This window comes from Blautia parvula, assembly GCF_020215665.1.
Classification (GTDB): domain Bacteria; phylum Bacillota; class Clostridia; order Lachnospirales; family Lachnospiraceae; genus Blautia; species Blautia celeris.
This window is the reverse complement of record NZ_CP084061.1, coordinates 4,086,259-4,103,569: the sequence shown is the minus strand read 5'-3', so window position 1 is coordinate 4,103,569 and position 17,311 is coordinate 4,086,259. Positions and strand designations below refer to the sequence as shown.

Here is a 17,311-nt window from a genome sequence, read left to right as displayed (position 1 = left end):
GCCCCTTAGAAAGCATACAAGCAGGTGTGATAAGGGACGTGTGCCGGGACACAGGACAGGGAACATTCAAGGAGGAATTGTTATGAAAATTGTAGTGTTGGACGGATATACAGAGAACCCGGGAGATTTAAGCTGGGAACCTCTTGAAAAATACGGGGAGCTTACGGTATATGACCGTACTTCCTATGTGGACTCACCGCTGATCGCCGAGAGGATCGGAGACGCGGAAGTGGTAGTCATGAATAAGACACCGATCACCAGAGAGACCATAGAGAAATGCCCGAACATTAAACTGATCGCCGTGCTGGCTACCGGATACAATGTGGTAGACTGCGCTTATGCAAAGGAAAAAGGAATCCCGGTGGTGAATGTGCCGACCTACGGGACACAGATCGTAGGCCAGTATGCAGTGGGCCTTCTTCTGGAAATCTGCTCCCACTATGGACATCATGCGCAGACGGTAGCTGAGGGCAGATGGGAGAGCAATGCGGACTGGTGCTACTGGGACTACCCCATGATAGAGCTTTACGGCAAGACGGCAGGCATTATCGGACTGGGACGGATCGGTCAGGCAACAGCAAAAATCCTTCAGGCAATGGATATGAAGGTGCTCGCCTACGACGCTTACCAGAGCGAGGCAGGGAAAAAGCTGGCAGAGTATGTGGACTTAGACACCCTGTTTGCCCGGTCGGATGTGATCTTCCTTCACTGTCCTCTCTTCCCGGAGACAGAAGGCATAATCAATAAAGAAAATATCTCGAAAATGAAAGACGGCGTGATTCTCATCAACAACAGCCGTGGACAACTGGTAGTGGAACAGGATCTGGCGGATGCCCTTAACAGCGGGAAAGTATATGCCGCAGGTCTGGACGTTGTGTCCACAGAGCCGATCAAAGGCAGTAATCCGCTGCTGAAGGCAAAGAACTGCTTCATTACACCCCACATTTCCTGGGCAGCCCAGGCATCCCGCCAGCGGATCATGGACATTACCGCTGACAATATCAGGGCTTATGCAGAAGGCAGTCCTGTGAATGTTGTGAATAAGTAAAGCAATGTGGAGAGAGGAGTGAAGTGCAGTGGGGAATAAGGTATCATTTGACTATTCTAAGGCAGCGGGCTTTGTCAGTGCCCATGAAGTAGAATATATGAAAGAAGCCGCCGAAAGAGCCAGAGCTGCGCTGGCAGCAAAAAACGGCGTGGGAAACGATTTCCTGGGATGGATCAACCTGCCTGTTGATTATGACAGAGAAGAGTTCGCGGCTATCAAAAAGGCGGCTGAAAAGATCCAGTCCGATTCAGAGGTTCTGGTGGTGATCGGCATCGGCGGTTCCTACCTGGGTGCCAGGGCAGCCATTGAATTTCTGAGACATGGATTCTATAATAATATCAGCAGAGAACTGAGAAAAACGCCTGAGATTTATTTTGCAGGCAACAATATCAGCAGTACCTATCTGAAAGGGCTGATCGATGTGATAGGGGACCGGGATTTTTCCGTCAACGTGATCTCCAAGTCAGGAACCACCACGGAACCGGCGATCGCTTTTCGTGTATTCAAGGAAATGCTGGAGAAGAAATACGGCAGGAAAGAAGCTGCAGGCAGAATCTATGCCACCACGGACAAGGCCCGGGGAGCTTTAAAGAGTCTGGCAGAAGCGGAAGGCTATGAGACATTTGTAGTGCCTGACGATGTGGGCGGCCGTTTCTCCGTGCTGACCGCAGTGGGTCTGCTTCCCATCGCAGTCAGCGGCGCAGATCTTGACAGGCTTATGGAAGGAGCCGCTTTTGGACGGGAAAATGCCCTGCATCTTCCATATGAAGAGAACGACGCACTCCTTTACGCGGCAGTCCGCAATATTCTTCTGCGCAAAGGCAAATCCGTAGAGCTGTTGGCAAACTATGAACCCAGCGTGCACTACGTGTCGGAATGGTGGAAGCAGCTCTACGGGGAGAGCGAAGGCAAAGACCAGAAAGGACTCATGCCCGCTTCCGTTGACCTGACCACAGACCTTCATTCCATGGGTCAGTTCATCCAGGACGGATCCAGAATCATGTTCGAGACAGTCCTCAATGTGGAGAAACCCAGGGAGGAACTGGTCATCAAAGAAGAAGCGGCAGATCTTGACGGCCTCAATTATCTGGCGGGAAAAACCGTTGACTTCATCAATAAAAGCGCAATGAACGGCACGGCGCTGGCTCATACTGACGGCAATGTGCCAAACCTTCGGGTAAATATACCGGAACAGAATGAGTTCTGTCTGGGGCAGTTATTCTATTTCTTTGAATTTGCCTGCGGCGTCAGCGGTTATCTGCTGGGAGTGAATCCCTTTAACCAGCCGGGCGTTGAGAGTTATAAGAGCAACATGTTCGCTCTGCTGGGAAAGCCGGGATATGAGGAAAAGCATGCGGAGTTAATGGAAAGACTGTAGACTTAAAAGTTGTTTGTATTCTGTTTGTCCCGGAAGAAACCAGGCCGGAAAATGCGGTATTTGGGCCTTCCGGGACAGTGAAAAAAATTTTTTTAAAAAAATTAAAAAAAGGACTTGATTTTTTTTGAGTTATCCTTTATAATTTATTTTGTTGCAAAACAATGGGCTATCGCCAAATGGTAAGGCAACGGACTCTGACTCCGTCATTTCAAGGTTCGAATCCTTGTAGCCCAGCTAAGAATCAATATCCCAGACTAAGTGTCTGGGATATTTTGGTATACAGGAATAATTGTTATATACCCGGGAGGCAGAAAAAATGAAATACTCTTTTGAAAGTTATGTCCGCTACAGTGAGATTGGGGAGGACAGGAATCTGACCCTGAATTCCGTCATCAATTATTTCCAGGACTGCAGTACCTTTCATTCGGAACATACAGGTGTGGGGATTGATTATCTGCAGGAGAAGAACCGGGTATGGGTCCTTTCCTCCTGGCAGATTGTTGTGGACCGGTATCCAAAGCTCTGCGAGAAAATAAAAATAACTACCTGGCCCTATGCGTTTAAGCGTTTTCTGGGAAGCAGGAATTTTACCATGGAGGATGAGAGCGGGGCAACGGTTGCCTATGCCAACTCTCTGTGGACATATCTGGATCTGGAGACCGGTATGCCGGCAAATGTATCAGAGCAGCAGATCGAGGCCTATACACTGGAAGAAAGATATCCCATGGAATATGCGCCCAGGAAGATCAAAATGCCTGTGGACACGGCAGAGTATGAGAGCTTTCCCGTGCGTCCCCACCATCTGGATACCAATCACCATGTAAACAACGGACAGTACGTGGCTATGGCAGAGGAATACGTGCCCGCCGGATTCTGTGTGCACCAGATGCGGGCGGAGTACAAGGGACAGGCAGTGCTGGGAGATATCATAGTACCAAAAGTGAAGCAGGAGCAGGGGGTATGTACCGTGGCTCTCTGCAGTGAGAACGGCGAACCCTATGCGGTTGTGGAATTAAAGGAGAAAAAAGAATGGAATTAGGCAGAAAACAGAAACTGGTTGTTGTGAAGACTGTGGATTTCGGTGTGTATCTGGGAGACAGACCGGACGCAGGGGAAACGGACAGAGTGCTCCTTCCCGGCAAAGAGGTGCCGGAGGGGACGAAGGAAGGGGACCAGATGGAGGTATTCCTCTATAAGGATTCCTCTGACCGTCTGATCGCAACCACCAGGACTCCGGCACTGATGATGGACCAGGTGGGATTTTTGAAAGTTGCCCAGGTGACGAAGATCGGAGCATTCCTGGACTGGGGATTGGAAAAAGACCTGTTCCTTCCATATAAAGAACAGACAAAGAAGGTGCATGAGGGGGAGGAAGTGCTGGTATCCCTCTATATAGACAAGAGCAGCCGTCTGTGCGCTACCATGAAAGTGTATCACTACCTCAAGACAAATTCTCCCTACATTATAGGAGATACTGTGACAGGTGTGGTGTATGAGCACAGTGACAACTTCGGCGTATTTGTGGCAGTGGACGGGCAGTATTCCGGCCTGATTCCAAAACAGGAGGCCCAGGGCAATTATAAGGTGGGCGAGGAGCTGACACTGCGTGTCACTCAGGTCAGGGAAGACGGCAAGCTGAATTTGAGCGCAAAGCAGAAGGCCCATATCCAGCTCCATGAAGATGCCGAGAGCGTGTATGAGATCATCAGGGAGTTTGAAGGTGTTCTGCCCTTTGATGACAAGGCTTCACCGGAAATCATAAAGCGTGAGTTCGGCCTGAGCAAGAATGCGTTCAAACGCGCTGTGGGGCATTTGCTCAAAGAAGAGAAAATAGAACTGAAAAACCATAAAATTTATATACGTTAGATGCTTCACGAATAGGAAAAGGTATGATATACTTGTACCGTAAATCAATTTATCAAATTCTTTTTTGTACTTGTCCAGAAGGAGGAAAATAAGTGGACTCGATAGATTATTATGACCGATACGCGGTACCTTATTATGAAGAAACTGTAGAACTGAGCATGGAGGAGCAGCTTCAGCGTTTTATGGACCTGCTGCCTGAGAATGCAGAGGTTCTTGATTTGGGCTGTGGGTCGGGAAGAGACACCTTGTTTCTCGAAGACGAAGGATTCAGCGTAACCGCAATGGACGGCTCCGCCAGAATGTGTGAGCTGGCAGAGATTCATACGGGCCGGGATATCCTGCATCTGCGCGTGGAAGACATGGAGTTTGACGATGTATTCCATGGTATCTGGGCGTGTGCCGTATTGGGGCATTTCCCGCCGGACAAGATCCAGGAAGTGATGCAGAAGATTCTCAATGCACTGAAGGATGACGGTGTTCTGTATTTTTCTGTGCGCAAAGGCGACAGGAACGGCAGATACAACGGTCGTTATTACTACGATTACAGCAGGGATTCCCTGGATGACCTTCTGGATTCAATTCCGAATATCAAAGTGCTGGACATCTGGAAGACCAGCGATGCCCGCGGCGAGGATCACAATAACAGGTGGTACAATGTGCTGCTTCGGAAAGTAAAAAATAAAGAAGAATAGACACCATACAGGAACAGTAAAACAGAGGAGAACAACAGTGGAATTTACCCATTTACATGTACATACAGAGTACAGCCTGTTGGACGGTTCTAATAAAATAAATGAATATGTAGCCAGAGTAAAAGAACTGGGAATGGATAGTGCAGCCATAACGGACCACGGTGTCATGTTTGGCTGCATAGATTTTTATAGGGCGGCAAAAGCTGCAGGAATCAAGCCTATTCTGGGATGTGAAGTCTATGTGGCGCCCGGTTCCCGGTTTGACAAGGAGATTGGCAGAGAAGAGGACCGTTACTATCACCTGGTACTTTTAGCTGAAAACCAGGAGGGCTACCAGAATCTGATGAAGATCGTATCCACGGGTTTCGTGGACGGTTTTTATTACAAACCACGTGTAGACCTGGAGATTCTGGAAAAATACCATGAAGGAATTATTGCATTAAGCGCTTGCCTTGCAGGAGAAGTTGCAAGAGATATCACAAAAGGTTTTTATGAGGAGTCCAAAAAGGCGGCTCTGCGATATGAAGAGATTTTCGGAAAGGGGAATTTTTTCCTGGAACTGCAGGACCACGGTATACCGGAGCAGCACAGAGTGAATCAGCAGCTTGTGCGTATGAGCAGGGAGACGGGAATCGAACTGGTGGCTACCAATGATATCCACTATACCTACAGCACAGACGCGGAGGCCCATGACATTCTCCTGTGCGTGCAGACCGGCAAAAGGCTTCAGGACGAGGACAGAATGCGCTATGAGGGCGGCCAGTATTATGTGAAATCCGTGGAGGAGATGGCAGCTCTGTTTCCCTATGCACCGGAGGCTCTGGAAAATACCCACAAGATAGCCAAGCGCTGTAATGTGGAGATAGAATTCGGCGTGACAAAGCTGCCGAAATTCGATGTCCCGGAGGGCTATACAGCCTGGGAATACCTGAACAAGCTGTGTTTTGACGGGCTTGCCGAGAGGTACAGCGGCAATATGGAAGAGCTGGAAGAGCGTCTGAACTATGAGCTTAATGTTATTAAGAATATGGGATATGTGGATTATTTCCTGATCGTATGGGATTTTATCCGGTATGCCAGGGACCACGATATCATTGTGGGACCGGGGCGTGGTTCCGCTGCAGGAAGCCTTGTGTCATACACTCTGGGAATCACCAAGCTGGACCCTATCAAATACAATCTGCTCTTTGAGCGTTTCCTGAATCCGGAACGTGTGTCCATGCCTGATATTGACGTGGACTTCTGCTTCGAGCGGAGGCAGGAGGTCATTGATTATGTGGTGGAGAAGTACGGCAAGGACCGGGTGGTGCAGATCGTCACCTTCGGTACCATGGCTGCCAGAGGCGTTATCCGGGATGTGGGCCGTGTTATGGACCTGCCCTATGCCCAGTGCGACGCTATTGCCAAGATGATCCCCACAGAGCTGAACATCACCATTGACAAGGCCATGAAGATGAATCCTGAGCTGAGGGGTCTCTATGAGACGGATGAGACGGTGAAAAAGCTCATTGACATGAGCAAGAGGCTGGAGGGGCTTCCGAGACATACCTCCATGCACGCGGCGGGCGTGGTGATCAGCCAGAAGCCCGTAGTGGAGTATGTCCCCCTCTCCAGGGCATCCGATGGTTCCCTGGTGACGCAGTTTACCATGACCACGCTGGAGGAGCTGGGTCTTCTGAAGATGGACTTTCTGGGCCTGCGTACCCTGACGGTTATCCAGAATGCGGCAAAACTGGTGGCGCGTGACAAGGGTGTGGATTTGGATATGGACCACATAGACTATGATGACAAGAAAGTGTATGCCATGCTGGGAGCCGGTAAGACGGAAGGCGTGTTCCAGCTTGAGAGCGGCGGGATGACAAGCTTTATGAAGGAGTTAAAGCCCGGTAATCTGGAGGATGTCATTGCGGGAATCTCCCTATACCGTCCGGGCCCTATGGATTTTATCCCCCAGTATATCAGAGGAAAGAACAATCCCGGGAGCATCACATACGATTGTCCGGAGCTGGAGCCTATTCTGGATGCTACCTACGGCTGTATTGTATACCAGGAGCAGGTTATGCAGATCGTGCGGAGCCTGGGCGGCTATACCCTGGGAAGAAGTGATATGGTGCGCCGCGCCATGAGTAAAAAGAAAGCGTCCGTCATGGAGAAGGAGCGTCAGAACTTCGTCTACGGCAACGAGGACGAAGGGGTTCCCGGCTGCGTCAACCGGGGGATCAGCGAACAGGTGGCTAACAAGATCTATGACGAAATGATAGACTTTGCAAAATATGCTTTCAACAAATCCCATGCGGCAGCCTATGCGGTTGTGGCCTACCAGACCGCGTTTTTAAAATATTACTATCCCGTGGAATTTATGGCAGCCCTCATGACATCTGTGATCGACAATCCATCCAAGGTGTCTGAATATATCCTCTCCAGCAGAAGGATGGGAATCGACATTCTCCCCCCTGATATCAACAAGGGAGAAAGTTCCTTTTCTGTGGACGGAGGTTCCATACGTTACGGCCTTTCCGCCATTAAGAGCATCGGAAGACCCGTCATTGAGGGACTTGTGGAGGAGAGAAACCTGCGGGGAGAGTTTAAAACACTCCGGGATTTCATAGAGCGCATGTCCGGGCGTGACATAAATAAGCGGACCATAGAGAACTTCATCAAGGCAGGTGCATTTGACGGTATTCCCGGCAACCGACGCCAGAAGATGATGGTCTATGTACAGATACTGGATGCGGTGAACCAGGAGAAAAAAACTGCCATGACCGGGCAGATGAGCCTTTTTGACCTGGTCTCCGAGGAGGAAAAGGAAGCCTACGAGATCCGTATGCCGAATGTGGAGGAGTATCCCAAGGAAGCAAAACTGGCATTTGAAAAAGAAGTGCTGGGTGTGTATATCAGCGGTCATCCTCTGGAAGAATATGAACAGAGGTGGAGAAACAACATCACTGCAGTAACCACGGATTTCCTGCCTGATGATGAGACCGGAATGCCCAGGGTCATGGATAATTCCAAGGTCACTGTGGGCGGCATGATCACAGGCAAGACCATCAAATATACCAAGACCAACAAGGTAATGGCCTTCCTCACAGTGGAGGATCTTGTGGGAACCGTGGAGATTGTTGTTTTCCCAAGGGATTATGAGAAGAATGCCCAGCTCATGGAGGTGGACGACAAAGTATTTATCCAGGGAAGAGTGTCGGCGGAGGATGAAAAGGCCAGCAAACTGATCTGTGAAAATATACGTTCCTTTGACGATGTACCCAGTGAACTGTGGGTGCAGTTTGCCACAAAAGAGGATTTTCTGTCAGGTGAGGAAGAATTTTACAGGCTGTTGAATGACTCGGACGGAAGGGACTCTGTGGTGGTATATATCCGCTCTCCCAAGGCTGTAAAACGGCTCGGCCCGTCCAGGAATGTAAAGATAAATGGAGAACTTCTTGGCAAACTGTACGAAAAGTACGGCTCTGACAACGTAAAAGTTGTGGAAAAGAGTATTGAAAAACTTACCAAAATGCATTAAAATAAGGAAGATTAGAGGTAACTATTCAGATTGCTGAACAGTTTAAGATTAGAGGTCAAGAGGGAATCATGAAAATACAGTAATGGAGGAGAAAAATGGCTGCGAATAAAGAAATCAAGACAATCGGTGTTTTAACCAGCGGCGGGGATGCCCCGGGTATGAATGCTGCCATCCGTGCAGTTGTAAGACGAGGCCTGAGCCGCGGTATTAACATGAAAGGTGTTTTAAAGGGATATAACGGATTATTAAACGAAGAGATAATTGATTTGACAGCCGTGGACGTTTCCGATACCATCCAGAGAGGCGGTACGATTCTTTATACGGCACGCTGCGCAGAATTCCGTACAGAGGAAGGACAGAGACGCGGTGCTGAAGTGTGCAGAAAGCACGGAATTGACGGCCTTGTCGTGATCGGTGGTGACGGTTCCTTTGCCGGTGCGCAGAAGCTGGCCAATCTGGGAATCAATGCTGTAGGTGTTCCGGGAACCATCGACCTGGATATTGCATGTACGGAATATACGATCGGTTTTGATACCGCTGTGAATACAGCTATGGAAGCCATCGACAAAGTGCGTGATACCTCCACCTCACATGAGCGTGTCAGCATTATCGAAGTTATGGGAAGAAATGCCGGATATCTGGCACTGTGGTGCGGTATTGCCAACGGCGCCGAGGATGTTCTTCTTCCTGAAAAATATGACTATGACGAACAGCAGATTATAAATAATATTATTGATAATCGTAAAAAAGGCAAGAAGCATCATATTATTATCAATGCCGAGGGTATCGGACATTCTGAGGCAATGGCAAAGCGTATCGAGGCTGCCACAGGCATTGAGACAAGGGCTACCATACTGGGACACATGCAGCGAGGCGGAAGCCCTACATGTAAGGACCGTGTATATGCATCCATCATGGGCGCGAAAGCGGTGGATGTCCTGCTGGAAGGCAAGACCAAGAGAGTTATCGGTTACAAGAATGGCGAGTATGTGGATTTTGACATCAACGAGGCACTGGCTATGAAGAAAACCATTCCGGATTATCAGTTTGAGATCAGCTATTCTCTGTCACACAATTACAGCAAGAACGTATAAATTTTTTCCTGCCGCATATGGGACAGGAGTTAAGGTGTGTATATGAGAAAGATGCATGTTAGAAAGACAAAATTTAAAACTGCACAAATCATCGCGTTGGGATTTGCAGCCATTATCCTTCTGGGAGCACTGCTGCTTTCCCTTCCCATCGCGTGGGCACCGGGGCATCAGATTAAGTTCATCGATGCCCTTTTTACGTCCACGACTTCTATCTGCGTGACAGGACTGGTGACAGAGTCCACTTACGCGGCGTGGTCCGGGTTCGGGCATGTGGTCATCCTGTTTCTGATCCAGCTTGGAGGTTTCGGTGTCATAACCTGCGGGACCCTGGTGGTTCTGGCAATGGGAAAGCGTGTGAGCATCCGCAACAGGCGGCTGATCCAGGAATCCTACAATCTGGATACCCTGAAGGGACTGATCGCTCTTGTGCGTAAGATCGTACTGGGAACGCTTCTGGTGGAAGGTGTGGGAATGGTCTTCTATTCCTTTCAGTTTGTTCCCGAGTTCGGCATACAGAGGGGACTGCAGATCTCACTGTTCAACTCTGTGTCCGCGTTCTGTAATGCGGGTATGGATATCATCGGTGACAACAGCCTTGCAAATTATGCGGGCAGCCCTCTGGTGAATATTACAACTATGACTCTCATTGTACTGGGCGGCATCGGCTACCTGGTCTGGTGGGATTTGATAAAATGCGCAAAACGGCTGTTTCGCAGGGAGATGGGCTTCCGGCAGGCGGTGAGGGCTTTGGAGCTGAACACGAAAATAGCGGTCACTGCTACGGTCATCCTGATCTTCGGCGGTGCGTTCCTGATCCTGATCCTGGAGTACAGAAATCCGGGAACTCTGGGTAATATGCCCTTCTGGGAAAAATGCATGGCTGCGGTCTTCCAGTCCGTGACCTGCAGGACAGCGGGCTTCTTTACGATTCCCCAGGAAAATCTTCAGGAGGCATCCGCTATGGTCTGTATGATCCTCATGTTCATAGGCGGCTCCCCTCTGGGTACAGCCGGCGGTGTGAAGACTACCACCATGGCAGCTCTGCTTCTGACCGGATCTTCCTTTTTCAAGGGTAAGGAGGATACTGAAGTATTCAACAGGAGAATCCCGGAGAACAACATCAGGACAGCCTGGGTGGTTCTTATGCTGGGGCTGGCTGTTGTGCTTACATCCACTATCGGGCTGGCGATCGCCACGGAAGGGATGGAGGAAGGCGCGTATCTGATCAATATTATGTACGAAGTGACTTCAGCGGGCGCTACCGTGGGGCTTTCCAGAGGGCTGACCCCTCTTCTTCCTGCGGCAGGCAAGCTCATCATCATACTGACTATGTATATCGGGCGTATCGGCCCCACAACTCTGGCGACAGCGCTTACCATTCACGGCGAGAAGAAACCTTCGGGTATGCATCTGCCGGACCAGAAAATATTTATTGGCTAGGAGAATGAGGATATGAAGAAAAAAACATTTGCAGTCATCGGTCTGGGAAAATTCGGCTACGCTGTGGCGGAGACACTGGCAAAATCCGGATATGAGGTTCTGGCAGTGGACGGGGACAATGAGAAGGTGCAGGCGATTGCCCCCTATGCCTCCTACCCCCTGTGTGCAGATGTAACGGAGCCGGGGGTGATGGAGTCTCTGGATTTTTCCAATGTGGATGTGGCAGTCATCGGTATTTCCGACCACATGGAGGCCAGCATTATAGCCACATTGTACGCAAAGGAAGCCGGGGTATCCTATGTCCTGGTCAAGGCAAACGGCGTGCTCCACGGGCATATTCTGAAGAAGATCGGCGCGGATGAAGTGATCTTTCCGGAATACAATACAGGTGTGCGGGTTGCCAAGAATTTTATTTCCGGAAGATTCAAGGACTTCTTTGAGCTGTCGGATGAGGTGAGCATGGTGGAAATGCACGTGCCGGATACCTGGGTGGGCAAAAGCCTGATTGAACTGGACCTGCGCGGGCGTTACGGAATCAACGTGATCGCCATCAAGGAAGGGGAGAACGTCACCATTGAGATGAATCCACAGGAACCGCTCAGGGCAGGACAGACTCTCGGAATCGTAGGCAAGAATGAGATCCTTTCCAGGCTCAGCGAGACCAATTATCAGGATTGAGGTATTCCATATGATTACAAGCATGTCAAACGCACAGATAAAACACATACAGCAGCTTATGAAAAAAGCCAAAGCCCGCCGGGAAAGCGGGCTTTTTGTGGTGGAAGGTATGAAAATGTTCCGGGAGGCGCCAAAGGATAGGATCGAAAAGGTATATGCATCCACATCCTTTCTGGAATCCGGGGACAACCGGGCAGTTCTGGAAGAAAAAGGTTTCGGGAGTGAAAGTCCGGACATGGAGGTAGTGGATGACAAGGTGTTCCGCTCCCTTTCCGATACGGTGACGCCCCAGGGGATTCTTTGTCTGGTCAGACAGGTGGATACCCCTCTTTCCTCCATGCTGGAGGCGCGGCAGCCTCTGCTCATGATATTGGAAGATCTGCAGGACCCGGGCAATCTGGGGACAATCCTGCGCACAGGGGAAGGCGCAGGTGTCTCCGGTGTTATCTTGAATAAGAACTGTGTGGATTTATATAACCCCAAAGTGATTCGCTCCACTATGGGTTCCGTGTACCGTATGCCTGTGCTGACAGTGGACAGCATATCGGATATCCTGCCGGAACTGAAAAAGCAGGGTGTGCGGACATATGCGGCCCATCTGCGGGGGGAACATTTTTACGACCAGGAGGATTTCAGGGGAAAGACAGCCTTCTTTATAGGAAATGAGGGAAACGGATTGTCTGATGAACTGTCCGGTCAGGCTGACTGCCTCATTAAAATCCCCATGCAGGGACAGGTAGAATCCCTGAATGCAGCTATGGCTGCCGGGATACTCATGTATGAGACATCAAGACAGAGAAGAAAGGTTCTGTAAAGGCGGAGATATCCGTTTTTACAGAACCTTTTTTTGTTGTGATGCCATGTACATTTTTCAGTACAAGCAATATATCGTTCAAATGCTGCAAAAAACGATTCGCTTTCTGTAAATATCTACAATTTGTTACAAAAATTACCCGCTTGACAATAAAATGTAATCTTGATACAATATATTCGTAACAAAAATTAATAAATTTGTAACAAATAAAAACAAATGGACTGATAGGAGGCCCTTTTTTATGAAAGAAAGAATGCGACGTATTTTATGCTGTATGGGAACTGCAGGTGTTATGACAGTTATGATGGCGGTTCCGGCAATGGCAGCAGACGTTACGGAAGATAATCAGAATATAGAAGTGATGCAGGAAGCAGAACAGACAGAGACTGACGTCCAGGATACAGAGGACGGACAGGATGCAGATATGCAGGAGAATGAGGAAGCACAGACTGAGGATACACAGGATGACAGCTGGAGCGATAAAGTCGCGGCAAATGTTCTTACATATGCCAATATCCGTGAAGGGGCAGATGTGAGCAGCCAGTGTATCGGCAGACTTCCCTCCGGAGCTGTGGCAACTGTAGTCGGAAATGATGAGGGATGGCTGCAGGTGACTTCCGGGGAAGTCAATGGATATATCCGAGAAGATTTGGTGGTTTCCGGTGACGAAGCCAGGAATTTATATGAAGCTATGTATGGAGCAGGTGATATCTCTGTGGAGGCCGTGACTGTGGATGCAGAGGCAGAAGCGGCAGCAGAGGCAGCAGCCCGGGCCGTACAGGCATCTGCCGAGGCGGAACAGCCGGAGCAGGGACAGGCAGCAGAGGAGACAGAGACGGACAACGCACAGGCAGCAGCCCAGGAAGTATCCGTCTCAACATCAGATCTTGACCTGATGGCAGCGATCATTGAATGTGAAGCAGGCGGTGAATCTTATGAAGGAAAGGTCGGCGTCGGTGCTGTCATCATGAACCGCATCAGAAGCGGGGAGTTTCCAAATACATTATCAGAAGTCATCTACCAGAGCGGCCAGTTTGAACCGACTTGGACGGGCAAACTGTCAAACGTACTCTCACGGGGAGCAAGTGAGGCATGTTATGCGGCCGCTCAGGATGTCTTCGCAGGAGCAAATACGATCGGAGACCGTCTTTTCTTCCACGCAGGAGGCGGAAGCGGTCTGACTATTGGAAATCAGACATTTTACTAAAATATTCGAGCAAGAGCGGAACGGGGAGAACCTGTTCCGTTCTTTTTTTATGAGAAACATTGTCCTGCAGGTTAATGTGTATTAGAATGAAGTGCAAAGGAGAGGAAAATATGCTGATTCAGATAGTAGAGGATGACAGGGCATTAAGTGACGGAATCGTCCTGGCGCTTGGGGAACAGGGGACGGAGTTTGTACAGTGCACAGGTGTAAAATCCGCGGAGAAAGTTTACAGGGAGCAGAGTCCGGATCTGATTATTCTGGACATCAACCTGCCGGACGGGAGCGGATATGATTACCTGAAATGGGTCCGCAGCCGGGCGGATACCCCTGTACTCATGCTTACTGCCAATGATATGGAGATGGACGAAGTTATGGGACTGAGCCTGGGAGCGGATGATTATATGACAAAACCCTTCAGCCTGGCTGTTCTTCGTGCGAGGATCCGGGTACTGCTCCGCAGGCAGCAAAAAGCGAGGCCGGAGCGTTTCGAGTTTGATGGTTTTATCTTTGATTTCGGAGGCCTCATTTTTGAAAAGAGAGGGCAGGAAATATCTCTCAGCAAAAATGAACAGAGACTGCTCAGACTTTTTCTGGAGAACGAGGGCAGGGTTCTGACCCGTTCCGTGCTTGTGGACAGGCTCTGGACGGACGGTGCGGAGTATGTGGATGAGAATGCCCTCTCTGTCACGATTAACAGACTGCGGGGCAAGCTGGAGGACAAGAGGGAAGGCATTACCTATATACAGACCGTGTATGGGCAGGGATATGTGTGGAGACGTGAAAGGGCAGGTGAATAAGTCCATGCTGAGGATCAGAAAGACGAGAAAAGTGGAGGAGATGCTGGACGCAGCCCTCTCAGGCAGTTTCCGGGAATCTGACTACGATGAGTCGGAGCTTTCCAGGGTGGAGACAAAGTGGAAGCGGTTTTTGAGCACTTCTGCACTGTCAAGAGAGCACCTGGAGAGGGAGAAGGAGAATGTGAAAAGCCTGGTATCCGACATTTCCCATCAGACCAAAACGCCGGTTGCCAATATCAGGCTCTATACAGAGCTGCTGAGAGAACGGCTTTGCCGGGAGGAGGATACACCGGAAAGGCAGCAGGAGATCCGGATGGCTGAGGAGATAGCAAGACAGGCGGAAAAGCTGGATTTCCTCATACAGTCCCTGACGAAGATGTCCAGACTTGAGAGCAATATTCTGGAGGTCCGGCCAAAGGAACAGAACCTGGGAAAGCTTCTGGAGGAATGTATCGCGGATGTGGCGCCAAAGGCGGAGAAGAAACAGATACAGGTTATCAACAACTGTGTGGATAACATCACAGCATTTTACGATTTCAAGTGGACAAAGGAGGCGCTTTACAATGTGCTGGACAATGCGGTGAAATATTCCCGGCCGGGAGGTAAGATCACGCTCTCAGTGACAGAATATGAGCTGTATACTGCTGTCTCTGTGAGAGATGAGGGTATCGGGATCGCGGAGGAGGACACAGCCGGAATCTTCCGGCGGTTTTACAGAGCTGAGTCAGTACAGCAGGAGGACGGGGTAGGAATCGGGCTTTATCTTACCAGGGAAATATTGAGAAAACAGAACGGGTATATTAAGGTGAAATCCACGCAGGGGAAAGGATCGGAGTTTTTTCTTTACCTTAAGCGCGGCAGGATATAACAGATTTTATGAGAATTAAAAATGCCCGGGAGAGAAACCATGGGGGCGGTTTTCTCCCGGACATTCCGGGGAACGGCTGTGTTACCGGATGCTGTGGTTATATCATAATATATTTAAGGATAAACAGCACAGCCAGTATATACATCAGAAGGCTGATCTTCTTTTCCTTTGCCTTTCCGGATACAAGGTTGATGACCACGTAGGAGATAACGCCAAAGGAGATTCCTTCGGAGATACTGTACATAAACGGCATTGCGATAATACAGATGAATGCCGGGATCGCTTCTGTGAAGTTCTCAAAATTGATCTTCGTGATGGATGTCAGCATCAGGAAGCCTACAATGATCAGCGCTGGTGCCGTTGCAAAGGACGGAATAGCCAGAAAAATAGGTGACAGGAACAGGGAGAGGCCGAATAAAAGGGCCGCTGTCAGACTTGTAAGTCCTGTACGTCCGCCTTCTGCTACGCCGGAAGCACTTTCCACGAAAGTGGTGGTTGTGGAGGTACCGAGAACCGCACCGGCAGCGGTACCGACAGCGTCTGCCATGAGAGCGCCTTTGATCTTCGGAAGCTTTCCGTTTTCATCCAGCATGTCAGCTTTGGAAGCTACACCGATCAGAGTGCCCAGTGTATCGAACATATCCACGAACAGGAATGCGAACATGATGACTACAAAGTCCATGGTAAACACTTTTGAGAAATCCATATGCATAAAAGTAGGAGCTATGCTGGGGATGGAAATACCGTTGGAGAAATCCGGCAGCAGGCTGTAGAAGCCGGCTTCTGGATTGGGCACATAAATCCCTGCAAACTGGCAGAGGATACCAAGGATCCAGGTACTCAGAATGCCCCACAGGATATTTCCCTTTATGTTCTTTACAAGAAGAATGGCTGTGATCAAAAGTCCGATGAGAGCTAACAGCACGGTAATACCCTCAGACTGAAAAGTCCCGTTTTTGATGGAACTCTTAAAGGAAAACAGGGTGACAAGTGTTGAGGAGTCCACAACGATCTTGGCATTCTGAAGTCCTATAAATGCAATGAAAAGGCCGATACCTACGGATACCGCATGTTTCAGATTCATGGGTATGGCGTTGAATATAGCCTCACGCACATTGGTCAGCGACAGTACGATGAAGATGATACCTTCCACAAATACCGCGCTCAGTGCCATCTGCCAGGAAAATCCCATGCCCATAACAACCGTATAGGTAAAATACGCGTTCAGCCCCATGCCGGGAGCCAATACAAAAGGATAGTTGGACAGCGCTGCCATCAGACAGGTAGCGATAAAGGATGCCAGGGCGGTAGCTGTAAAGACCGCACCCCGGTCCATACCGGATTCTGAAAGGATATTGGGATTTACGGCAAGGATGTACGCCATGGTCATGAATGTGGTAACACCAGCCAGAATCTCAGTCTTAACGTCCGTGTGATTTTCTTTTAAATGAAATATTTTTTCTAAACTCATAAATTTTCCTCCTGCCTCCACTCATTATACGAGCTAATGTTATTTTTTATGGATGAACCGCCGCCGGGTCGTTATAGTTCTGCCTCCTTTCCTTTAAAAAATTCCGTAAAAAATACTACCGGTCATAAACTGCTGATTTCCGGCACAATTCCTCATCCGGAAATTTATAGGCAGCTATTACGGTAGCTGGTAGAGACGCCCATCCAATTATGAGCCTATATAAACTTCACAAATATTTTATTTCCATAAAAAATTTATTAAGACTTTATAATGCTAGCATACTACATTTTTAACGGAAAGGCAATAGGAGAATGAAATTTTCTATAATCATCAAGTACCGGCAGCCGCAATTCTTTCACAAGTGTTAGATTTCCGAAATAATGTGGAAAGAATAAAATGATAGGATAAGGACAGTAAAAAAAATTACTTGCCTGTCCC

Annotated in this window: 14 protein-coding genes, 1 tRNA gene and 1 riboswitch; of the genes, 14 read left to right on the top strand and 1 reads right to left on the bottom strand. The window is 49.1% G+C overall.

Going from position 1 to position 17,311, the window contains the following annotated elements; genetic code table 11:
- Positions 1–82: 82 nt before the first annotated feature.
- The 14 genes from LC508_RS19055 to LC508_RS18990 all read left to right on the top strand — a co-directional run bounded on the left by LC508_RS19055 (position 83) and on the right by LC508_RS18990 (position 15,402).
- Complete coding sequence (locus LC508_RS19055) at positions 83–1,048, top strand: D-2-hydroxyacid dehydrogenase (protein WP_103732480.1); 966 nt, start codon at positions 83–85, stop codon at positions 1,046–1,048.
- Between the two features lie 28 nt (positions 1,049–1,076).
- Entirely contained in the window at positions 1,077–2,426 is a 1,350-nt protein-coding gene (locus LC508_RS19050; protein ID WP_103732479.1) for a glucose-6-phosphate isomerase, read from the top strand.
- A 162-nt stretch (positions 2,427–2,588) separates the two neighbouring features.
- Positions 2,589–2,660: transfer RNA gene (locus LC508_RS19045), tRNA-Gln, on the top strand.
- Positions 2,661–2,742: 82 nt separating this feature from the next.
- Positions 2,743–3,465: an acyl-[acyl-carrier-protein] thioesterase gene (locus LC508_RS19040; RefSeq protein WP_103731897.1), complete on the top strand. Its 723-nt coding sequence runs from the start codon at positions 2,743–2,745 to the stop codon at positions 3,463–3,465.
- Positions 3,456–4,292: a CvfB family protein gene (locus tag LC508_RS19035; protein ID WP_103731896.1), complete on the top strand. Its 837-nt coding sequence runs from the start codon at positions 3,456–3,458 to the stop codon at positions 4,290–4,292. The genes LC508_RS19040 and LC508_RS19035 overlap by 10 nt, the downstream gene beginning before the upstream one ends.
- A gap of 92 nt (positions 4,293–4,384) precedes the next feature.
- The gene (locus LC508_RS19030) at positions 4,385–4,984 is read left to right on the top strand and encodes a class I SAM-dependent DNA methyltransferase (RefSeq protein ID WP_033143327.1); all 600 of its coding nucleotides are present in this window, start codon (positions 4,385–4,387) and stop codon (positions 4,982–4,984) included.
- Between the two features lie 37 nt (positions 4,985–5,021).
- Positions 5,022–8,504, top strand: a complete 3,483-nt coding sequence (locus LC508_RS19025; protein WP_033143328.1) for a DNA polymerase III subunit alpha — start codon at positions 5,022–5,024, stop codon at positions 8,502–8,504.
- A gap of 95 nt (positions 8,505–8,599) precedes the next feature.
- Complete coding sequence (pfkA, locus tag LC508_RS19020; RefSeq protein ID WP_033143329.1) at positions 8,600–9,598, top strand: 6-phosphofructokinase; 999 nt, start codon at positions 8,600–8,602, stop codon at positions 9,596–9,598.
- 42 nt (positions 9,599–9,640) lie between these two features.
- Complete coding sequence (locus LC508_RS19015) at positions 9,641–11,038, top strand: TrkH family potassium uptake protein (RefSeq protein ID WP_103731895.1); 1,398 nt, start codon at positions 9,641–9,643, stop codon at positions 11,036–11,038.
- 12 nt (positions 11,039–11,050) lie between these two features.
- Positions 11,051–11,716 carry a potassium channel family protein gene (locus LC508_RS19010; protein ID WP_103731894.1) on the top strand — a complete coding sequence of 222 codons (666 nt, stop codon included), beginning with the start codon at positions 11,051–11,053 and terminating at the stop codon, positions 11,714–11,716.
- Between the two features lie 10 nt (positions 11,717–11,726).
- Positions 11,727–12,530, top strand: a complete 804-nt coding sequence (locus LC508_RS19005) for a TrmH family RNA methyltransferase (RefSeq protein WP_103731893.1) — start codon at positions 11,727–11,729, stop codon at positions 12,528–12,530.
- A 241-nt stretch (positions 12,531–12,771) separates the two neighbouring features.
- Positions 12,772–13,737: a cell wall hydrolase gene (locus tag LC508_RS19000; RefSeq protein WP_103731892.1), complete on the top strand. Its 966-nt coding sequence runs from the start codon at positions 12,772–12,774 to the stop codon at positions 13,735–13,737.
- A 110-nt stretch (positions 13,738–13,847) separates the two neighbouring features.
- Positions 13,848–14,534, top strand: a complete 687-nt coding sequence (locus tag LC508_RS18995; RefSeq protein ID WP_081960525.1) for a response regulator transcription factor — start codon at positions 13,848–13,850, stop codon at positions 14,532–14,534.
- 4 nt (positions 14,535–14,538) lie between these two features.
- Positions 14,539–15,402 carry a sensor histidine kinase gene (locus LC508_RS18990; protein ID WP_103731898.1) on the top strand — a complete coding sequence of 288 codons (864 nt, stop codon included), beginning with the start codon at positions 14,539–14,541 and terminating at the stop codon, positions 15,400–15,402.
- A 97-nt stretch (positions 15,403–15,499) separates the two neighbouring features.
- Here the strand turns inward: LC508_RS18990 and LC508_RS18985 are convergent, their stop codons facing one another.
- The gene (locus LC508_RS18985) at positions 15,500–16,873 is read right to left on the bottom strand and encodes an NCS2 family permease (RefSeq protein ID WP_225305227.1); all 1,374 of its coding nucleotides are present in this window, start codon (positions 16,871–16,873) and stop codon (positions 15,500–15,502) included.
- Between the two features lie 147 nt (positions 16,874–17,020).
- Positions 17,021–17,116: riboswitch (purine riboswitch) on the bottom strand.
- Between the last annotated feature and the right edge of the window lie 195 nt (positions 17,117–17,311).